At 52.4% G+C, this 19502-nt stretch carries 16 protein-coding genes; 8 read left to right on the top strand and 8 right to left on the bottom strand.

Annotated elements, in window-relative coordinates; all coding sequences use genetic code 11:
• Window positions 1-142 precede the first annotated feature (142 nt).
• A complete protein-coding gene (locus tag RDM26_RS03960) occupies window positions 143-1270 on the top strand; it encodes a zinc-binding dehydrogenase (RefSeq protein WP_307737741.1) in 1128 nt (375 codons plus the stop codon).
• A 473-nt stretch (window positions 1271-1743) separates the two neighbouring features.
• Here RDM26_RS03960 and RDM26_RS03955 read toward each other — a convergent pair whose 3' ends face one another.
• Complete coding sequence (locus RDM26_RS03955; protein ID WP_307737740.1) at window positions 1744-1974, bottom strand: hypothetical protein; 231 nt, start codon at window positions 1972-1974, stop codon at window positions 1744-1746.
• A gap of 439 nt (window positions 1975-2413) precedes the next feature.
• Here RDM26_RS03955 and RDM26_RS03950 point away from each other — a divergent pair, with 439 nt between their 5' ends.
• Complete coding sequence (locus RDM26_RS03950) at window positions 2414-3172, top strand: HAD-IIB family hydrolase (RefSeq protein WP_307737739.1); 759 nt, start codon at window positions 2414-2416, stop codon at window positions 3170-3172.
• Here the strand turns inward: RDM26_RS03950 and RDM26_RS03945 are convergent.
• Window positions 3162-4607 (bottom strand): hypothetical protein, encoded by a 1446-nt coding sequence (locus tag RDM26_RS03945; RefSeq protein WP_307737738.1) that lies wholly within the window; start codon window positions 4605-4607, stop codon window positions 3162-3164. The two genes, RDM26_RS03950 and RDM26_RS03945, sit on opposite strands and share 11 nt — an antisense overlap.
• A 353-nt stretch (window positions 4608-4960) precedes the next feature.
• Between RDM26_RS03945 and RDM26_RS03940 the strand changes: the two genes are divergently transcribed.
• Both RDM26_RS03940 and RDM26_RS03935 read left to right on the top strand, forming a co-directional pair.
• Entirely contained in the window at window positions 4961-6853 is a 1893-nt protein-coding gene (locus tag RDM26_RS03940; RefSeq protein WP_307737737.1) for a hypothetical protein, read from the top strand.
• 117 nt (window positions 6854-6970) lie between these two features.
• On the top strand, window positions 6971-8158 hold the full coding sequence (locus RDM26_RS03935; RefSeq protein ID WP_307737736.1) for an ADP-ribosylglycohydrolase family protein: 1188 nt from the start codon (window positions 6971-6973) through the stop codon (window positions 8156-8158).
• A gap of 77 nt (window positions 8159-8235) precedes the next feature.
• Here the strand turns inward: RDM26_RS03935 and RDM26_RS03930 are convergent, their stop codons facing one another.
• The 3 genes from RDM26_RS03930 to RDM26_RS03920 form a co-directional block, all read right to left on the bottom strand.
• On the bottom strand, window positions 8236-9114 hold the full coding sequence (locus RDM26_RS03930) for a polysaccharide deacetylase family protein (protein ID WP_307737735.1): 879 nt from the start codon (window positions 9112-9114) through the stop codon (window positions 8236-8238).
• A gap of 107 nt (window positions 9115-9221) precedes the next feature.
• Window positions 9222-10100 carry a 5'-methylthioadenosine/S-adenosylhomocysteine nucleosidase gene (locus RDM26_RS03925; RefSeq protein WP_307737734.1) on the bottom strand — a complete coding sequence of 293 codons (879 nt, stop codon included), beginning with the start codon at window positions 10098-10100 and terminating at the stop codon, window positions 9222-9224.
• Window positions 10101-10113: 13 nt separating this feature from the next.
• Window positions 10114-10575: an S-ribosylhomocysteine lyase gene (locus RDM26_RS03920; protein ID WP_307737733.1), complete on the bottom strand. Its 462-nt coding sequence runs from the start codon at window positions 10573-10575 to the stop codon at window positions 10114-10116.
• An 824-nt stretch (window positions 10576-11399) separates the two neighbouring features.
• Between RDM26_RS03920 and nrdH the strand changes: the two genes are divergently transcribed.
• The 3 genes from nrdH to nrdE all read left to right on the top strand — a co-directional run bounded on the left by nrdH (window position 11400) and on the right by nrdE (window position 14345).
• Window positions 11400-11648: a glutaredoxin-like protein NrdH gene (gene nrdH, locus RDM26_RS03915; protein WP_307737732.1), complete on the top strand. Its 249-nt coding sequence runs from the start codon at window positions 11400-11402 to the stop codon at window positions 11646-11648.
• 142 nt (window positions 11649-11790) lie between these two features.
• The gene (gene nrdI / locus RDM26_RS03910) at window positions 11791-12204 is read left to right on the top strand and encodes a class Ib ribonucleoside-diphosphate reductase assembly flavoprotein NrdI (RefSeq protein ID WP_307737731.1); all 414 of its coding nucleotides are present in this window, start codon (window positions 11791-11793) and stop codon (window positions 12202-12204) included.
• Window positions 12189-14345, top strand: coding sequence for a class 1b ribonucleoside-diphosphate reductase subunit alpha (nrdE, locus tag RDM26_RS03905; RefSeq protein WP_307737730.1), 2157 nt, complete (start codon window positions 12189-12191; stop codon window positions 14343-14345). Before nrdI ends, nrdE begins: the two co-directional genes overlap by 16 nt.
• Before the next feature lie 136 nt (window positions 14346-14481).
• On the opposite strand, the gene RDM26_RS03900 is transcribed toward nrdE, so the two are convergent.
• A complete protein-coding gene (locus tag RDM26_RS03900; protein ID WP_307737729.1) occupies window positions 14482-15258 on the bottom strand; it encodes an SDR family NAD(P)-dependent oxidoreductase in 777 nt (258 codons plus the stop codon).
• A 181-nt stretch (window positions 15259-15439) separates the two neighbouring features.
• A complete protein-coding gene (nrdF, locus tag RDM26_RS03895; protein WP_307737728.1) occupies window positions 15440-16414 on the bottom strand; it encodes a class 1b ribonucleoside-diphosphate reductase subunit beta in 975 nt (324 codons plus the stop codon).
• Window positions 16415-16535: 121 nt separating this feature from the next.
• Between nrdF and RDM26_RS03890 the strand changes: the two genes are divergently transcribed.
• Window positions 16536-18266, top strand: coding sequence for an ABC-ATPase domain-containing protein (locus tag RDM26_RS03890; protein WP_307737727.1), 1731 nt, complete (start codon window positions 16536-16538; stop codon window positions 18264-18266).
• 504 nt (window positions 18267-18770) lie between these two features.
• Here the strand turns inward: RDM26_RS03890 and RDM26_RS03885 are convergent.
• A partial coding sequence (locus RDM26_RS03885) for an amino acid permease (RefSeq protein WP_307737726.1) occupies window positions 18771-19502 on the bottom strand: 732 nt, incomplete at its 5' end.

The raw sequence follows: 19502 nt of genomic DNA, 5'->3' as shown, positions 1-19502 counted from the left end.
TTAAAAAGCTACTTTTTGTCAAAATGTATGGACAAAGATGTAAATCTGTACGATACTGGAAGTGAGCGACGGGTGCAGCTTCAAGGGCGGTATCCGTCAAGGCTGAAATATTAATATTTAAACGCTAGCAAAGGAGCAGGACATGACGATTCCCGAGACGATGAAGGCCGCAGTTCTTCGTGATGTTGAGAAGGGACTGGAAGTAAATGAGATTCGTACCCCCCATCCCAAGGCGGGCGAGGTGCTCATCAAAGTCGCTGCCTGCGGTCTTTGTCACTCTGACCTGCATGTAATTGGGGGAGCTATCGACTTCCCCAAGCCCTGCGTCCTCGGACATGAAGTTGCCGGACAAATCGTGGAGCTAGGTGAAGGCAATGAACATACCGGGCTGGAAGTTGGCCAGTATGTTTCCGGAGCTTTCCTGATGCCTTGTGGTCAGTGTGAAGCCTGTGCGTCTGGACGTGACGACTTGTGTGCACCGTTCTTTGATCTCAACCGTTTGCAGGGCAAACTCTATGACGGTACCACCCGCCTGGCCGATCTAGATGGCAGTGAAATCGCCATGTACTCCATGGGTGGGCTCGCCGAATACGCGGTAGTGCCTTCCACCTCCGTAGCGGTTGTGCCTTCTAGTATGGATTTAGTTTCCTCGGCGATTATTGGTTGTGCCGCTATGACCGCCTATGGAGCGGTACGCCGCGGCGCTGACCTGCACTTTGGCGAATCCGTGGCGGTAGTTGCTACCGGAGGCGTGGGATCTAACATTATTCAGATCGCCAAAGCCTTTGGCGCCAGCCAGATCGTGGCAATCGATATTTCCGATGACAAGCTCGCCAGCGCTAAAGAATTGGGTGCCACCGACGCGATTAATTCGGTCACTCAGGATGCGCGTGCGGAAATCCTCAAGATCACCGGCGGTAAAGGCGTAGATGTGGCTTTCGAGGCGCTCGGGCGCCCGGAAACCTGGACCACCGCTTTGGATGTACTTAAAGATGGAGGCCGCATGGTGCCGATCGGCCTGGGAGCCGGAGTACAAACTGCGCAGGTAGAGATTAACCGCCTAGTCCGTCGCGCTCAGCACATCTTGGGGTCGTACGGTGCCCGTACCCGCCAGGATCTGCCGGAGGTAATCCGGATGGCAGATCTGGGAATGATTGATTACCAGAAGATTGTTACCAAGCGGATTCCGCTAGAAGAAGCCGGCGCCACCTATAAGCTGCTTTCTCAGGGCAAGGTACAAGGCCGTGCCGTGGTTGATATGTCGCTGTAAAGCAAGTTAATACTGTTGAGGTGGTCAGGTAGCTGCTAGTTGCCGTAACTGGGTGGGCACGTTCTTTTGACAAGAACCTGCCCGCCCTTTTTATTTGGCTGTTTAATTTGCCTTTGCTCCCTGGGGTGGGCGGATCTAGGGCAGGTGGCTGCAACAGTTATAAGATCTCTGGCGGGAATAATACCCGAACATATCTAGTTCAGGGGAAACAAGGACGTTGAAGCTCGGTTTGGAACTAGAAAAACGGGGCGGATGGAAATCCATCCGCCCCGCATTAGTAACAGTCTTGAGAGAGTCTGCCGAGACCAGAATTATTAGGAGGCTGTCCAGACCATCTTGACGCCTAGCGTTTTAAGTATGCTAGCGCCTAGATTTTCTGAGATGCTATTCAGCTGTTATATCTAGCTCAGTGAGACTTTAGGCGTCGCTGGCGGCGACGCACATATGTTTTTTAGGCGTATGCCGGTTAAAACCTATTCTCCCTTGAGCTGGAAATAAACTTTAGACCAGGCGAAACCGAATCCGCTAACCGCAGTTAGCAGTCCGCCCAGGATCGCGGTGACCGCGTAAGCGGAAAATGCGCCGATCAAAGTGATCGCTACGCCAGCTACCATCAAGGAGATGAAAGCGATGTAGGCAACCATTTTCGGCTCTTCGAGCCGAGTAGAAGACAATGAAATCGAAGGAGCAACCAAAGTAGCCATTTTTATTTTCTCTCTTTCTGTTCTAGCGATTCGAAAAGTTCGGTTTGAACTTTTTCCCTCGTGGAAACGTTTACATGTTTACTATACGAGGTTTTTTCGAGGGGCGTCAATGTTAGGACAAAAAATGGGAGAACTTTTGTTAGTGTGCGGCTTTTGTGACCAATAAAATACCTGGTAGATATCGCAATTGGTAGATTAAAATTGCTATTGTGAAAACGATTACACGATGCCGACAAGAGGTAGAAATTCTCTCGATACCCCATTTCTAAATCGTCTAGGCGCCACTGGTGTAGCAATACCTGCCAAGCGCTCCTTAGCTTCTCTCAGCCGAGGGCAAATAACTAAAGCAAGTTGCCTCGGGTAAATGCAATTCCGACTCACTTTTAGCTCTACAATGGCTTTTTGGCTACCTTATGGAACCACGGCAGAAAGGCGACGAGTGGGCGCGATAAAGGCGATGATATTTGACCTGGATGGCACTTTGACACCCTCGAAACAAGTAATGCTGCCCGAAATGGCGAGGGTCTTCGCGCGTCTTACCCGCGTTTTACCCACCGGGGTGATCAGTGGGGGCTCCTTCCGACAGTTTTCCCACCAGCTCTTAGAACCCTTATCGAGCCAAGATTTCTCTCCCCAGCAGCTACACCTGCTGCCCACTTGCGGTACGCGTTACTATCTATTTGAAGACGGGGACTGGAAAGCGCAGTATGTGCTGAAAATGGCGCCAGAACAAGTGCAGAAGGCGCGCATAGTAATCGAGGATGTCGCTCGCTCCCTCGGGTATTGGTGTGAGGATCCGGCGGGGGAGATAATTGAAAACCGGGGTTCGCAGCTAACCTATTCCGCCCTCGGACAACAGGCAGCCAGGGAAGCGAAAGATGCTTGGGATCCCAGTGGGGTTAAGCGGGCCGAGCTAGCTGCCCGTGCCGGTAAACTTTTACCTGAGCTGACGGTGCTTTCCGGCGGGTCGACTTCCGTCGATATTACGATGCGCGGGATCGATAAAGCCTACGGGGTGGAGAAGTTCCTAGCGCGAACGGCGCTGAAGCCTGCCGAAGTCCTATTTGTGGGGGACCGTCTCGACCCGGACGGAAATGACTATCCGGCGGTCCGCACCGGAGTGCAAACCCGCGCGACTTCCGGGCCCTGGCAGACCCAAGAAATTATTGCGCAGGTTCTGGCGGCCGTCAGCAGTTAACGCGGATCGGACGGTTGTCAATCACGTTCTTGCGAATCCTCCACCCCGCTATCACTAAGACGATTGCCAAGATAGTTGCGGAGCCGCCAACGGTGCCGGTACTAGCCAAAGCGGGACTGTTGTTGGAGGTTGCTGGTTTAGTAGCCGCCTTTGCTGGCTTTGTTTTGTTTGGGGTGGCGCTAGTCGGTTGGGGTTGGGCTGGCGCTTCGCTTTGAGGTTTAGCGGTTTGGGAATCCGAACTTGGCTGGGTTGGTTTTTCTTTTTGGGCAGCGGCTGCCGCTTTCTTTGCTTCTGCAGCCTTGGCAGCCTTTTGAGCTGCTTCCGCTGCCGCCTTTGCCTCCTGCTGAGCTTTTTCTTGCTCTGCGGCCTTCATAGCAGCGTTTTGAGCGGCCGCGTCTTTTGCAGCCTGGGAACTATCCGTAGGTTTGGAATTGTTAGCCGACTGGGGGCTGGTAGTGGCCTGAGAATTTGCAGTTGTAGTAGTGCTGGAGGAGCTAGAGCTCGCCGAGCCTACCTTTGGGGCGGTGTTAGCGTGACTGCCGGTAGCAGCCGGGGTGCTAGTGACCTGTTCCTTGGCGGCTTGGGCTTTGGTGTTATTGGAAGTGCCGGTGTACCCGCCCTCAGGAACCACGACTTTCTTATTAGGGGTGGTTGCGGGAGCTGAGCCTCTTGGGTCACCGAACCAGCGTTGATAAATGTTGAAGAAATTGTAGTTACCGTCAGAAGAGCAACGATCATGATTGCCGGAAAGTAAAGCTTGATTCGGCTGGAAAGGAGTGTAGTTGTAGAGCGATGCCGTTGCTTGGTTTTCTAATCTGACTTTTGAAGCCCCGCATCCGCTTTGGTAAGAAAACTGGATATTGGCGGTTTTGCCGCCCCGGAAACTGTAATATCCAGGCTTGAGGCGGTATCGCTGCAACTGGTGCGCCGTCTGATAGATTTGATTTTGAACCCCATAGTATTGCTCATCACAGGGCTTGCCGTCTGGGCAGCCGTAACCGGTAAGTTTGTTCTGGCTAACAGTTGACAGGTTACGCGTAATTCCCGATTGCTCTTTTTGGATGGTCACCAGTAAAACTTTCGGGCTGATTTGACAGGCCTGGGAAATCTTGTAAATAACCTGCGAAACTGGCTCATTATGTGCGCCCCGGTAACTGCCCTTGCAGTAATAGTCTGCGTTAAAGGATCTGGTATTCAGACGCATATTCTTCAGGCATCCATTGCCGCGACAACCTGCGCCTTGGGTCTCCAGGAATTTTTGAATCTGTGCCGCTGACATGGAGGGGGTCTTCTGGTACATATTGGCATCAGAAATAATGTTTCCCGCCCGAAAACCAGTTTTGCCAAATGCTGATGAGAGGGGAACTGAAAGAATTGCTAATGAGAGGGCGAGGATGCCAGCTGCTATTTTAAAAATTTTTTTCTTACTAACCATTGGGACCATCTTGTTATGTAAGTTACGAGTGTTGTAAATGTTTCTATTGAGATTAAAGTATAATATGGGTGATTTGTCCAGCTGTTTTACAAAAAATAAATAATCCACTTGGGAAGATATTACTTTCGCTTCAACCAGTAGTTGCGGGATTGTCCCCAAGGCAAGCTAGCTACCCGATACTCAGAAATTGTTTTTTGGATCTGGCTTACCTCCTTTCCAAAGCGGAATCTATGGGTATGGAAACAGTGAAAAATAGCGGTAATACTCCCGCCAGAAATAGTCAGATACCCGATCCTTACTCGAGAATCAGCCCTCGTCGTCGACGACGAGCCCAAAGGCGAAAACGTCTCGCTATGCTCGGGATAGCCACCGCCATCGCCATGATCAGTTCCGCTATGGTGGTTACCGATCAGGACACTTCCCAAGCCGCCGGGCCGGGGGCTGCCTGGAAGAGTTATGGTGACTCAAAAATGGAGTTGAACGCCCGAAAGTCTGCGGACGATACTAAAGTCGCAGTTTGTGCCACTGATCGGCAGATCAACTCGCCGCGAAACAAATGGATTACCTATCAAGGGCTTAGAGTAATCGGAGCGGGAAAAGAGTATCGCTCCAACAAAGCTACTTTCGAAGTCAAAGATAAGGTAAAGGGAACTGCCGTAATCTTTCCGGCTTCGACACAATATCGGGTGGCATATCTGGCTGGCCAGCTGCGAAGCGCCATCGCCAAAGGAAACCCGGAACTGGGAGCCACTGTCTATGCGATTCACTCCCTGTCTGGACGTCTAACCACAAAGCAAAAAGGCTCCGCCCCAATCAAGCAGCGGGCGGCCCAGCTCTTACAGCAGGCCGCTGCCTATGCCGGCCCCTACCGGATGGGAAAGCCAGAAATAAAAGTAAATCCGGGATCCATGCAGGGAATCGTGCGCTTGCCAGTGCCACAAAGCGCAGCCGGTCGCCCTCTCAAAGGTTTCAAAGAAAGCGTCACCTTATCGGGGTCGGCACATTTTTCCAGTAAAGGCCAGTCTAAAACCCTAAATACTTCCTCCGCGGCTACGGTCAAAGAGATCCCGATCGAGGTAACCGGCCCTGGAAAAGTGAGTGCTCAGGTTAAGGTGACAGGAGTGCCACCGGTTAGTTACGAAATTTGGGAACACGCGCGCTGGCAGGATTTGCTGATTTCCGGCCCGAATTCACAGCTAAGCACCATCGCCACCACCAATGCTGATCCTCGACAGTTTTTTGCAGTAAAAACGCAGACTAAATCGCAAATGAATCCGCTAGAAGGAGGAGCGGAACTAACGGACAATATTTTGGTGACAGCCGAAGAAAAATGGGGGAAGAATACCGGAAAAGAGACCTGGCAAACGGTGATGATCGACTTGTCACTTTACGGTCCTTTTAGCTCTGCGCGCGGCCCGGGACAGATTCCGGCTAACGCTCAGCCATTAAAAACCTGGAAGCTACCGGCGACTCCCCAAAATGAGCAAGAGGCAGAAAAGGGCGTCACTATCTCAAATGAAACTGATCCTTTTAAGATAGACCGACCCGGTTTCTATACTTTTGTTGCCGCCGCTCATCGGGATCTGCAGCCAGAGGATACTTACTTAAAAGCAGACTATGTCCCCAACTTTTTTGAGGAGGGCGAAACTCAAGTACTGCCGTTTTTCCCCGGGGTAAAAACTCAGGCAAAAGTAGTAACCGATAAACAGGGAAAAATACTGACCGATCAGGTAGAGCTGAGTGGATTTCCCGACGATCACCCGGACTTTGGGGGCAGCGGCAAATGGAAACGTGATGAACCGGTAGTCCGTAATGACCTTTACTGTCTACCCCACCCCATTAAAGATCAAGATGCCCAAGGGAAAGAACCCCTAGCGAGAATCGAATTACCGGCTAAGAACGGAACCTACATTGTCGACGAAGATAAAGAGGGAACCCCTCTCAATCTGGAACGCTTCGAATGCAAGGATACCTATGTGTTCGTAACTAGCTATGAAGGGGACTCGCGGACGCAAGCTTTTAGAAGTTCGGAAACCGAAACGGATGAACAGTATGCCCTGCCCCAGGCTCCGCCTCCCGCAACTCCGCCTCCATCTACCCCACCACCGTCTACCCTTCCTCCTCCTTCGGTGGAACCGACTGTACTTTCTGAAACCGGTGCCAGTCCCTCTGGCCCGCTGTCGGCGGCTCTAATAGCGCTCGGATGCGGGGGACTGCTAGTTTCCTACCGCGCCCGCCGCAAGTGAGGGTGCCCGCTAGAGAGGACAGCTTTCTCGTCCTCATCCCCTGGCTATTATGCAAACCACGCGTTCTAGCCAGGGGAATCTCGCTTATCTGGTAGTAGGTGCATTAAAGTTGAAAGGGTGGCTGATGCGCGTGATAAGAATCCAGAACGCACCGATCAAGAAAATGAATTGATCCGGCGTGGCGGACAAGCCCCCCTCGCCATCATGGCAGATCGGGCAAGCGGCGTTCTCGTGGGGCAAGCATGCGGCAATGCTTTAGGAGTTGGTTACGAATTTAAAACACCTCCTTTAGAGGGAATTCCCCGAATGCAGGGAGCTGCCGGACGCCTAAGTCCGGGAGAATGGTCGGAAGCCACTCAGCTGGGGATCTGTATAGCAGAAGTTGCGGTCACCGGAATCGATTTGACCACAGAAGAAGGCTTAGATGCAGTCGCTACTCGATATTTAGCCTGGTACCACGGGGGAACCCGTAAACTAGATGCGCCCACCAGGGTGGTGTTAGAAACTACCAGCAATGATACTTCCAATATGAACCCCGCCCGGAAAATGCGTTCCGCCGCCGCATATTTTCACTTGCGTACCCGCCGCACTTCCGGAGCCGGTCCGCTTAGCCGCTGCGCTATTTTGGGGCTCACCCGAATAAAAGATCCCCAGTGGACAGCAGAGTCAGTACGGGCAGTATCCGAACTAACCCATGTAGATTCCTTAGCCAGTGAAGCAGCGGTGATCTATGCGGAAGCGATCCGCCGAGCCGTTACTGATCCGCTCCCCGGTGAGGAAACCTGGGTAAACCGAATCAACCTGGGGTCGGGAATAGCGTTGCTACCCGCAGGTCGCCGCGAACCGTGGCGCGAATGGTTGCAACAAGCCGAGGAAACCTACTTCAAACCTCCGCGTGACAACACCTATGCAGTCACCGCTCTACAAGCAGTGGTAGGGATTTTACAGGCCGTGAAAATCGAGCATGCCGGGATGCCGCTCAGCGGACAAGATGCGTTCCGGCGTGCCATCTCCCTCGCGGTACAACTGGGAGGAGCAACTGACACCATTGCCGGTTTAGTGGGGGCATTATTTGCATCCGGAATTGGGCTCGCGCAAATACCTGTCGATCTGCAAGCGAGGTTGCACGGCTGGCCGGGGCTGAAAGCTGACGCTCTTTCCGAAATGGGGTTAGGAACTGCGTTAGCGGGGGTGGTGGGCACCCACGGAATGGCTCGGATGATTGCCTCCGCGTCCTCACTTAATGATCTGATCGCCGCCCATCCGGATGCCCAAGTAGACGCTATGACCACCCCGGAGCCTTAAAGCTCAAACAATTATAGTCCCGGGGGATAGATGAAGAACTACGGAGCAAGCCTGCAATTAAAAGTCCCTGGCCGCGACTATCCGCGAACCATGTTTTGATCAAAATAAATCTTGCCAGGAGTGAGCGATCCCCCGAATAATTCGGGAACTGTCACCATGGTGAACCCTGAAGAGCGTAGATATTTAATGATTTCGGGTACTGCTTGAATGCTGGTGGGGTGAATATCGTGCATCAAAATAATCGACCCCGGTTTAGTTTGCTGTTGTACCTGTTTCAGCACTGCATTCGGATCGCGATGCTTCCAATCTAAAGTGTCAACGTCCCAGATCACGGTGGCCTGGTTCAAGGATTTTAAGACAGAAATTACCCGGGGGTTAAAAGCCCCGTAGGGTGGGCGAGTAAAGTTAACCTGGGCATCCGGGGCGGCTTTTTTGATCGCATCTGCCGTGCTGGTTATTTCTTTGACTATTTTGTCGTCAGGAAGTTTAGTTAACTGCGGATGGTTCCAGGTGTGAACACCCAGGGAGTGCCCTTCCTGGAACTCGCGGGTCACCGTATCTGGGTAAGTGGCAACCGACTTGCCCACCAGTAGGAAAGTAGCGGGAACATTTTCCGCTTTTAAAGTATCTAAGAGTTTCGGAGTATCGGGGCCAGGCCCATCATCAAAAGTTAAGGCCACACATTTTTCCTTAGCGCAATCCACCGGAGGACGAGTGAGAGTGGGGGTGGAGGTCGGGCTGGAAGTGGTAGTGGGGGGAGTAGTGCTGGTGGGAGTGGTTTTGGAGGGCTTATTTTTAGTAGGGCTTGTTTTCGAAGTTGAGGTAGAATCTGCTGCTTTCGGAGTTCCCGAATTTCTGGTTGTCGCGTAAGCGGCCACCATAGCTGAACACAATAATGCGACCCCTACGATTACCCCGAGCATTACTCTAAAATTACGAGGACGTGACAAGTCCATGTCAATTCTCCCACTGCAATAAGACTACCTGGATATCGTAACCTGCTGATTTTTGAACAGCCCTACTTAAGGAAAAAAAGCGGTAAAAATCTCGGCAAACTACGTTTTTATTGAAGTTTTGCGTGAAAATAACAGGCGTCAAGTAGGCAAATGGTGGCTGCCGCCGCAATCGCCCCGCAAACAGCGGCATTGCCATGGTATACGTCTTGCCCCTCCGGGGAGCAGAGGTCGGAGATACAGCGCACCGCCAAGAAAGGAACCTGGGACAAAAATGCCACTTGGGCTGCGGCAGCGGATTCCATTTCTGCGGCTAGAGCTGTAGGAAAGGCCGAGCGTACCGCACCGACATTGGCGTCAGTAATAAAAGAATCCCCCGTAGCTATGGTGCCGCAGCGTGCCGGGGTCTCCTTTAAACTAGCGGCAAGTGTTGCCTCTGCCGGGAAAGACGGATTTATAAAGGTAGCGACACTGCTTGCAGTGATTGAATCCTGCCCATCGGTAGCAGTTAATAGGCTGCGGGCACTAGCTAGTAATCTTTCGCTACCTGCATAGGAGGGAGGCATCCCCGGGAGTTGCCCACGCTGATAACCAAAAGCGGTAGCATCTGCGCTGTGAAATACGTAATTATCGCCGAAAATTATTTCCCCCACCTGGCTGTCTTTGGCTAAACCACCAGCGGTGCCGGAATACAGCACTTGGTGTGCACCTAATACCTCAATCGCGATCGCAGTAGTGCGGGCCGCATTAACCATTCCCACTCCGCTTTGTACCCCGAGAGTTTTTCCGGGAACCTCTGGCAGATCTAGGGAATAAAACCGTAAACCTGAAACTTCTGTTACCGGAGTAGGGAGCGCTTTCCTAGTATCTTCAGGAGTGTAAGAATCCTGGTGGCGGTGAGCTAGGCACTCCTGTAGCCACATCCTGTTGACGAAGGGCGCCAGTTCGGTAAGTTCCGCGCAAATAATAACAGTGTCGCGGCTGTTCATAGCGGTTTTTCTCCTAACGATAAACCTGATTCCAGCTTTCTCGCGCTGCCAAGAAGCGAGTGGTAGCTTTTTGTGCCCCGGCAAGGCTATGGTGAATGCCCCACCCGCATTGACGTTCATTCGCCGCAGGAACCTGGTCGACGTGTTGAATATCTTCAAACGTTGTCGCCAGTAGCTGCATAAACTCGCCAGGTTCTACCCCCAACATCAGGGCATAAAACCCGGTCTGGCAACCCATAGGCGAAAAATCAATCAACTTATCGGTGTGGTTGCGCATCAGCTCTGCGGTGAGATGCTCGATCGAGTGCACGGTCTCCATTTCCAAGTGTTCCTGGTTTGGTTGACAAAAACGCACATCGTATTTGACCAGTTCATCTCCGCCAGGTAGCTGTTTACGGTCGGCTACCCGCACAAAGGGAGCCACCACTTTCGTGTGGTCTAGGTTGAAAGATTCCACGTTCATGCGCTCACTCATCGCCTGCTCCTTAATCCGTAGCTGCTCTGGATACCACCTTATCTATATTCATTCGCGTGTGTGTGAGGGGCTAGGTTTTTCCTCCTGCCGTTTTCCGCGCGGAGCCTAGGTTTTTCCTCCCGCCCAAAAAATCGGGCAAAGCTACAAAGTTTTGCCCGATTTTTACGCCCGCCTAGCCTAATCGGATAAAACCTAGGCTCCACGCTCGCTGGTACCACACACGTAAACATCTCAGCGGGAACAAGAACCGAGAGATACGCACTGAGCGTGCAGGGGCGCGAAGCAAAATCTGGGACTAGCGCGAGGGAAAAGTTTAGTCCGAGTGGGCGCGGTGGGCATAAGAATTTGGGAAACGCCGCTACGTTTCCCGAATTCTTGGGCGGGAGGACAAACTTTTCCCTCGCGTGGCAATTTATAGGTGAAATCCGCCCCTGTGCGCGGACGACTGCGAAAGGAAAAACTCAGCCCCCGCGCTGTTCGTAACTGGAGAGGAAGCGCCACGGCTCCTGCGACACGCCGGGGAAAGTTTTATCCACAATTTTTGGTGGAACCGCTCACCAATCATCTCGAACTAGTTTTCATCCTAAAAGGCAGGCAGGTGCCGGGTATCCAGCTAGTAGATTGTTCGGGTTCACTGGGTATCCCCAGAAATTCGCGCTCTTTCCACCGATTATCCCCAACCACATTATCTTGGGGTACTGGTGTTAAGTCAATACTAGGTGTAGTGTTTACTTCACCGCCTAAATGTGGCGGCATAAGAACTACATTGATGTTATTCTTTGAATAGCGCAGACGAACAAAGCCAAATTAAGGAGCGCAGAAACATGTCGGTCACCGTTTACTCTAAGCCTCGTTGCGTACAGTGTGATGCGACCAAGCGCGCTCTCAAAAAGCAAGGAATTGCTTACGCGGAAGTTGATATGAGCCAGGATCCAGATGCTCTCGAGCATGTAAAGTCTTTGGGTTTCGTACAGGCTCCGGTAGTGGTAACTGATACCGATTCTTGGAGCGGATTCCGTCCCGATAAAATCAAGGGCATGGTGGTCGCTGCGCGTGCGGCAGCTACCGCCTAGGGTGGGCGGGTCCTCCAAAAGCTTTTAAAATATATTCCGGATACTTCGTGCCCTCCAGGGGGGCGGTATTGCGGAAGCAATATTAATAGTGCATCCCAGAGCAGGTATTAGCGAGAAGCGAAAACAGTAAGGCAGGTCAAAGGTGAGCGATAGGGAACCTCTGCTGGTCTACTTTTCTTCCGCAACGGGTAACACCAAGCGTTTTGTAGAAAAACTTGGCTTTCGCAATAAAAGGATTCCGCTGCGTCCTCGTGACGAATTCCTTTATGTAAACGAGCCCTACGTGATTGTGGTTCCCACCTATGGGGGCGGAAACATTAAAGGGGCTGTACCTAAGCAGGTAATCAAGTTCTTAAACGAAAAGAGCAACCGCGAACACTGTGTAGGGGTTATCGCCAGTGGAAACACAAACTTTGGGAAAGCGTATTGCCTTGCCGGCGACATCCTCGCCCAAAAATTAAATATCCCGTTTATGTACAAGTATGAGCTTCTGGGAACCCCCCAGGACGTCGAGATATGCCGTAAAGGATTGAGTGAGTTTTGGCAGAAAATCTAACTGACACCGGAGTAGAAACCGCGCCCTCCCCGGAACTGGACTATCACGCGTTAAATGCGGAACTAAACCTGTATGACAAAGAGGGTAAGATCCAATTTTGGGCAGATAAAGAGGCGGCTCGCCAATACTTCCTGCAGCACGTAAACCAGAACACTGTCTTCTTCCACGACCTGGAAGAAAAAATGAAATACCTGGTAGAGCAGGGGTATTACGAGCAGGAAGTCGTGGATCAATACCAGTTCCAGTTCATTAAAGATCTATTTAAGCGAGCCTATGCCTATAAATTCCGTTTTCCCACTTTCCTGGGGGCGTTCAAATATTACACTTCCTATACCTTGAAAACTTTCGACGGTAAACGGTACCTGGAACGCTTCGAGGATCGGGTATGTATGGTGGCGCTTTATCTGGCACGTGGGGATGAAGAACTAGCAATAAAGCTAGTAGACGAAATCATGACCGGACGTTTTCAGCCCGCCACTCCCACTTTCCTTAATGCGGGCAAGAAAGCCCGCGGGGAACTAGTTTCCTGCTTCCTGCTGCGCATCGAGGACAATATGGAGTCGATCGCGCGGGGTATTAATTCTGCCCTGCAGCTGTCAAAACGCGGAGGAGGGGTCGCCCTATCCTTAACTAACCTGCGGGAAGCGGGTGCTCCCATTAAGAAAATCGAGAATCAGTCCTCCGGGGTAGTTCCGGTAATGAAACTACTAGAGGATTCGTTTTCTTATGCCAACCAGTTGGGGGCGCGGCAAGGTGCCGGAGCGGTTTATCTGAATGCTCACCACCCCGACATTATGGAATTCTTGGACACCAAGCGGGAAAATGCGGACGAGAAAATCCGAATTAAATCCCTGTCCCTGGGGGTGGTAATCCCGGATATTACTTTCCACCTGGCACGCAATAAAGAACCCATGTACCTGTTTAGTCCCTACGATATAGAGCGGGTCTATGGGAAACCGATGAGCGATATTTCCATTACCGAGCATTATCGGGAAATGGTAGAGGACGGGCGGATCCGCAAAAAGAAGATTGATGCGCGCCGTTTCTTCCAGACATTGGCGGAAATCCAGTTCGAGTCCGGCTATCCTTATATCGTTTACGAGGACACCGTGAATCGCGCCAACCCGATTAAGGGGCGGATCTCCATGTCCAATCTGTGTTCAGAGATCCTGCAGGTCTCGGAAAAGAGCGAGTTCAACGAAGACCTCACCTATGAGCAGGTGGGTAAAGATATTTCCTGTAACCTAGCTTCGCTAAATATTGCGAAGACTATGGATTCTCCGGATTTTTCCGCCACCATTGAGACCGCGATTCGCGGCCTGACCAGCGTATCTGACTTGTCAAATATTCGCGCAGTACCTTCGATTGAGCGCGGTAACCGCATGAGCCATGCTATTGGCCTCGGGCAAATGAACCTCCATGGTTACCTAGCGCGGGAAAAGGTATTCTACGGCAGCGAAGAAGCCCTAGATTTCACCAATATGTATTTCATGACCGTGGCATTCGAGGCGATTAAAGCCTCGTGCAAGATTGCGAAAGAGCGCGGGGAACGCTTCGAAGGCTTCGAGGACTCGCAGTATTATTCCGGGCAGTATTTCGAGAAATACCTTAACGGGGACTGGACTCCCAAGACCGAGAAATGCCGTCAGCTGCTAGAAAAATCATCCATCAAGGTGCCAACCAGTGAAGATTGGAAGCAATTGGCACAGAACGTTCGGGAATACGGAATGTACCACCAGAATCTGCAAGCGGTACCGCCCACCGGATCGATTTCCTATATCAATAACTCCACCTCCTCAATCCACCCGATTGTGGCCAAGATTGAGATTCGTAAAGAGGGTAAAATCGGGCGGGTTTACTACCCGGCGCCCTATATGGATAACGACAACCTGGAATATTACCAAGACGCCTACGAGATTGGACCTCAAAAAATTATCGACACCTATGCGGTGGCCACCCAGCACGTAGACCAAGGGCTCAGCTTAACCCTGTTCTACCCGGATACGGTCACTACCCGCGAGGTAAACAAGAACTATATTTACGCTTGGCGTAAGGGCATCAAAACCCTTTACTATATGCGTCTGCGTCAGCACGCCCTGCAGGGAACCGAGGTTGAGGGCTGCGTATCCTGTATGCTCTAGGGGGTCGGAGGGCGGCTTAGCAGAGCCGGGAGACCATTTGTGAGGTCGCGCGTCAGGTGCGAGGATTAGCGGCCGGGGCAGTCAATCCTAAAGGCTACAGGCAGAGCCGATACTCGCGCTCTGCGCCACCTGCGGTCTAGTCCTCAGAGCGGGCTACCAGAGTGTTGGTAGCCTGGGCAACCGGACGGATAATTACCCGGTCGATATTCACATGCGGCGGACGCGACAGGCACCAGCTGATTAAATCCGCAATATCAGCGGCGACTAAAGGTTTTTCCACACCGCGATAGACCTGCTCCGCGGCCTGTCGAGAGCCCAGGCGATTTAGGGAAAACTCGGGGGTTTTCACCATGCCCGGCGCGATTTCAATTAAGCGTACCGGCTCGCCCACCAGTTCTTGACGCAAAGTCAAGGGAATCATCTGTTCGGCGTGCTTAGCCGCCACATATCCGCCGCCACCGGGATAGGTATCGAGGGCGGCAGTAGAAGTAACATACAGCAAGTCGCCACCATTTTCACGCAGAGCAGGCAGAGTAGCTTGGGTGACGTTCAAAGCCGTAACCACGTTGCGCTGATACATCTGTTCCCAGTCCGCTACTTTCCCATCCGCTACCGAATCGGTTCCGATGGCGCCACCAGCGTTATTAACCACCGCGGTCAGCGCCCCTTTTGATAACAGGTCAGCGACCATTTCTTCAACCGCCACTCGGTCAGTTAAATCGCAGGCAAAGAACTCACAACCGGTTTCTTCCGCTAGCTTTTCCAGGCGTTCACGCCGACGCGCTACCGCGATTACCGCCCAACCGCTAGCACGTAGTTGCCGAACCGTTGCCTCGCCAATACCGGTAGAAGCACCAGTAACTAACACGCGGGAAGCGGGGCGAGGCTGCGGGTAAGTAGGAATATCACTCATACCTTTACGATAACCCGATTTAAGGCAGCTGTGGGCAAAGGAGTTAAGAGATAAACCGGTAAATGTTTTGATCCGCCTGCCTATAAGGCAGGCGGATCAAAAGCTTTCTTTAGCTGCTGCGCCGGGACGCGAGGTTATGCTCCATAAGAATCAGCCGGCGTCCTCGCCAAGCGCAAGAAACTTAGAAGTCCCAGTCGTCGTCCTCGGTATCGACAATCTCTCCGATCACGTAGGAAGATCCTGACCCGGAGAAGAAATCATGGTTTTCATCCGCCGACGGTGAAAGCGCCGCCAAAATCGCGGGGTTCACATCGGTAGAGTCCGCGGGGAACAGCGCCTCGTACCCCAGGTTCATCAGGGCTTTATTGGCGTTGTAACGCAAGAACTTCTTTACGTCCTCGGTCAATCCCAGGGGGTCATACAGGTCTTCAGTGTAGGCTTCTTCATTGTCATAAAGCTCTGTCAACAGGTCAAAGGTGTAATCCTTGAGTTCTTCTTGCCGCTGCGGCGAGGACTCGTTAACCGCTAACTGGTATTTATAGCCAATGTAATAACCATGCACCGCTTCGTCCCTAATGATCAGCCGAATCAAATCCGCGGTGTTAGTCAGCTTGGCGTGCGCCGACCAGTACATAGGGGCATAAAAGCCGGAATAGAAAAGGAAAGACTCTAGCAGGGTGGAAGCCACTTTACGTTTTTCCGGATCATCACCCCGATAGTAGTTCATGATGATATGCGCTTTGCGCTGTAGGTTCTCGTTTTCTTCACTCCATCGGAAAGACTCGTTGATTTCCGTGGTAGACAGCAAAGTCGAGAAAATTGAAGAATACGACTTCGCGTGCACGCTCTCCATAAAAGCAATATTGGTGTAGACCGCTTCCTCGTGCGGGGTGCGGGCGTCCGGAATCAGCGAAACCGCGCCCACGGTACCCTGCAAGGTATCAAGTAGGGTCAGGCCAGTAAATACTCGGTTAGTCATGAGCTGTTCTTCCGGCTTCAAGGTTTTCCAGGAAGGTAGATCATTCGATAACGGAATTTTTTCTGGCAACCAAAAGTTTCCCGTGAGTCGATCCCAAACTTCCATATCTTTATCATCTTCGATATCGTTCCAGTTTATCGCCTGGATCGTATCAGCCAGTTTCAGCTTGTCAGTCACGAAAAATCCCTTTCATCCTCTGAGTTAATTCGCGCAGCCGCCTCGTAAAGTTTGGGAGTTGCCCCGGGGCTACCATGCCAGTCTACAAGGCGAGTCAACGTGCGGCATAGAATAGGAAACTATGCGGGATGCAGATGAGCTAATTCGAAAAACGAAATCACTAGATGGCCGCTCCTATGGAGGCTATAAACAACTGCTTGGGCAATGGAGTTTCGGGGACTTTAGTTTCTCTATCGACCGGGTACAGTCTGATCCCTTCGCCCCGCCTTCAGCCTGCCGGATATTAGTACCGCTGGATACTGCCCAGATACCCTCCGAGATTGCTTTAGATAAGTTGGCGCGGATAGCTGCCGGTGATTTTTTGGCGCGGCGAGCCCGGAAGATTTTTGGGGCGAGGCGTCCGGGTGGGAAATCTGAAGCGCAGCTGCGGATTGCGCCGGTCGGGCAAGAAATCCTGCCACGCTCCTCGGTAACCTTGAGTGAAGAAGAGGTGGAACTGCGCGTCCAGGTACCGTTTCCAGCGGCAGGCCGGAGGATTTTAGGACGTAATTTTGCCCGATTTTTAGACTATGACCTGTGCGAATTGGTATATAAAACCGTATGTTTCGGTGAGGACGACGGTCCAGATTTAGCCGATCTGACTCGCCATATTCACACGCTCAAAGACCATGAGGCACTGCAAAACATGCTTCATGAGCGTGGCTGGGTGGCTTTCGTGGCGGATGGGGCGCTGCTGGCTCGGGCTTCCGGGATCAGTGATTTACCGATGACAGACGCGGTGCGCTTCCAGCTACCTACGGTATTAGGGGAGGATACGCCCTCGTCCCTGGTACAAACTATAGAGCTGCCCTATAGCGGGAAAATATCTGGAATGGCGATCCCCAAAGGAATAACTGTGATTGTAGGGGGTGGCTATCACGGTAAATCTACCTTGTTAGAAGCCTTGGAACGCTCAGTGTATCCCCATATTCCCGGGGATGGACGCGAACTGGTAGCCACTTTGCCCGATGCGATAAAAGTGCGCGCTGAGGATGGGCGCGCGGTCAGGGGTACCGATATTTCCTTATTTATCGGTTCTTTGCCCGGCGGAGCTGACACCACGGAGTTCTTTACTGAAAATGCCTCAGGTTCAACTTCGCAGGCCGCAGCGATTACTGAAGCGATAGAATGCGGCTCGCGGGCGCTGCTGATTGACGAAGATACCTCGGCCACCAACCTGTTGTTACGCGATAGTCGGATGCGGCAGCTGGTGCGCAGCGAACCGATTATTCCCCTAATTGACCGGGTAGGAGGCATCCGGGACGAACTAGGGGTGTCCACCATTATGGTGATGGGAGGCTCGGGAGATTTCTTGGATTTAGCCGACCAGGTGTTATTGCTTGAGAATTATCTGCCCTACGATGCCACTGCCAGGGCGCGGGAAGTGAGCGGGGCAGGATCGACGGCAAGTAGTACGGATAGTGCAGCCCCTGACTGGCCGCAGGAGCCAGCGCGTAAACGTCTCCTGCTATCTTGCCCGCCTCCACCTGCGGGGCGGCGCGAAAAAACTCGCGCGGAAGGCACCGCCACTTTGCGGTTGAACCGCGAAGAAATCGATATTTCCGCCCTCGCCCAAGTAGTTGATCCCGGTCAAGCAGAAGCGATTGCTTACGCGATTCGAGCTTTGGTCACTGACGCTAACGGCAAAGAGACTATTGCAGATGCCTGCGCCCGCTTCGCTGCCGAGTTCGCGTCCTCTAGCTGGCAGGCGTTCGCCGCTGGGCGTTACCCGGCGTTCCTGGCCGCGCCGCGACTCCAAGACATTTTCGCGGCACTATGCCGTTATCGCCACCTAAAAGCCCACTCTGCCTAAGTCTCTCGTTAATTCCCCGCGAATGTCGGGTCACGGCCGGTAAAAGCGCTCGGGGAACCCCAGTGACCCTCGCAAGAAGTAAAACAAGGGCAGAAAGGAATCTATCCTAAAGGGAACGTATCCGATGTGAAGTGTAATGATTATTGGCGTGTCCCCTCTCGCATCTTTTACCGGTCACGACCCGTAAGCGGGAACTATTATCGCAGCGCCTTGAAAATAAAAGACTACTTGGCGGGCGGCTTGTTTAGTAAGAATCCGATGCTTTCAGTAATGAGTTCTTGTTCGCCCTTCGGCATAAATCCGCCCCTGCACGCTCAATGCGTACCTCGCGGGATTCGCGTACCAGCCGTACCCCCTTTGCGTGAGGGAGAAGTTTTATCCGAGCAGGCTAGGTGGGCGCAAAATTTGGAAAACGCCGCTACGTTTTCCAAATTTTTGGGCAGGAGGAAAAACTTCTTCCCCGTGCACACAGCAGGAGAAAGAACCTAGAATCTGCGGGGCGGGTTATTGGGCGTGGTATCGCTGGGCGGCAGCTAGTTCTCGGCGGCGACGGTCAGCGAACTCGGCGCGAACTTTGGCATTATGTGGAGTGCGGCGTACCAGGAACGACACTGCAGCAATAACACCAATCCACAGTAGGCTCGCCAACATGGCATACAGGGTTGCGGGATCGAGGGCGAGGACGAACACCATTGCCACAATAAACACACTGATTAACGTGATTGAAAAGTATCCGCCCGGCATGGCGAATATCGATTCTTCATGCTTTTGGGGCAGGCGGCGGCGAAATTCCACGTAGGAGGCCACTATCATGGCCCACACGAACATAAATAGCACCGAGGCCACCGAAGTTACTAGGGTAAACGCTTCCATTACCGTGCCGCCTACTGCCATCAGAGCAATGGAGGTAAGCAAGAACAGACAGGTGACTATCAGCGCGTTTAAGGGCACGGAGCGACGGGAAAGCTTTCGGAAACGCTTCGGGGCGTCACTGCGCAGTGCCATGGCGTACATCATGCGGGAGGTGGAATAAACCCCCGAGTTGCATGACGAGGCGGCCGAAGTCATTACCACCAGGTTAACTAGGGAAGCCGCAAAGACCAATCCCACCAGGGCAAACATCAGGCCTTGAATTTTCGTCCCCTTGTAGAGCTTGTCTGGGATTAGGTGGCCCAGAAGAGGGATTCTCTGGAAGTTGTAGACCAGCTTATTGTAGCCCAGGACCGTCTTTAATTT

The sequence above is a fragment of the uncultured Varibaculum sp. genome (assembly GCF_902489465.1).
Classification (GTDB): Bacteria; Actinomycetota; Actinomycetes; order Actinomycetales; family Actinomycetaceae; genus Varibaculum.
Note: the sequence above shows the minus strand (reverse complement) of the source record. Positions and strands in the feature narration are given on the sequence as shown.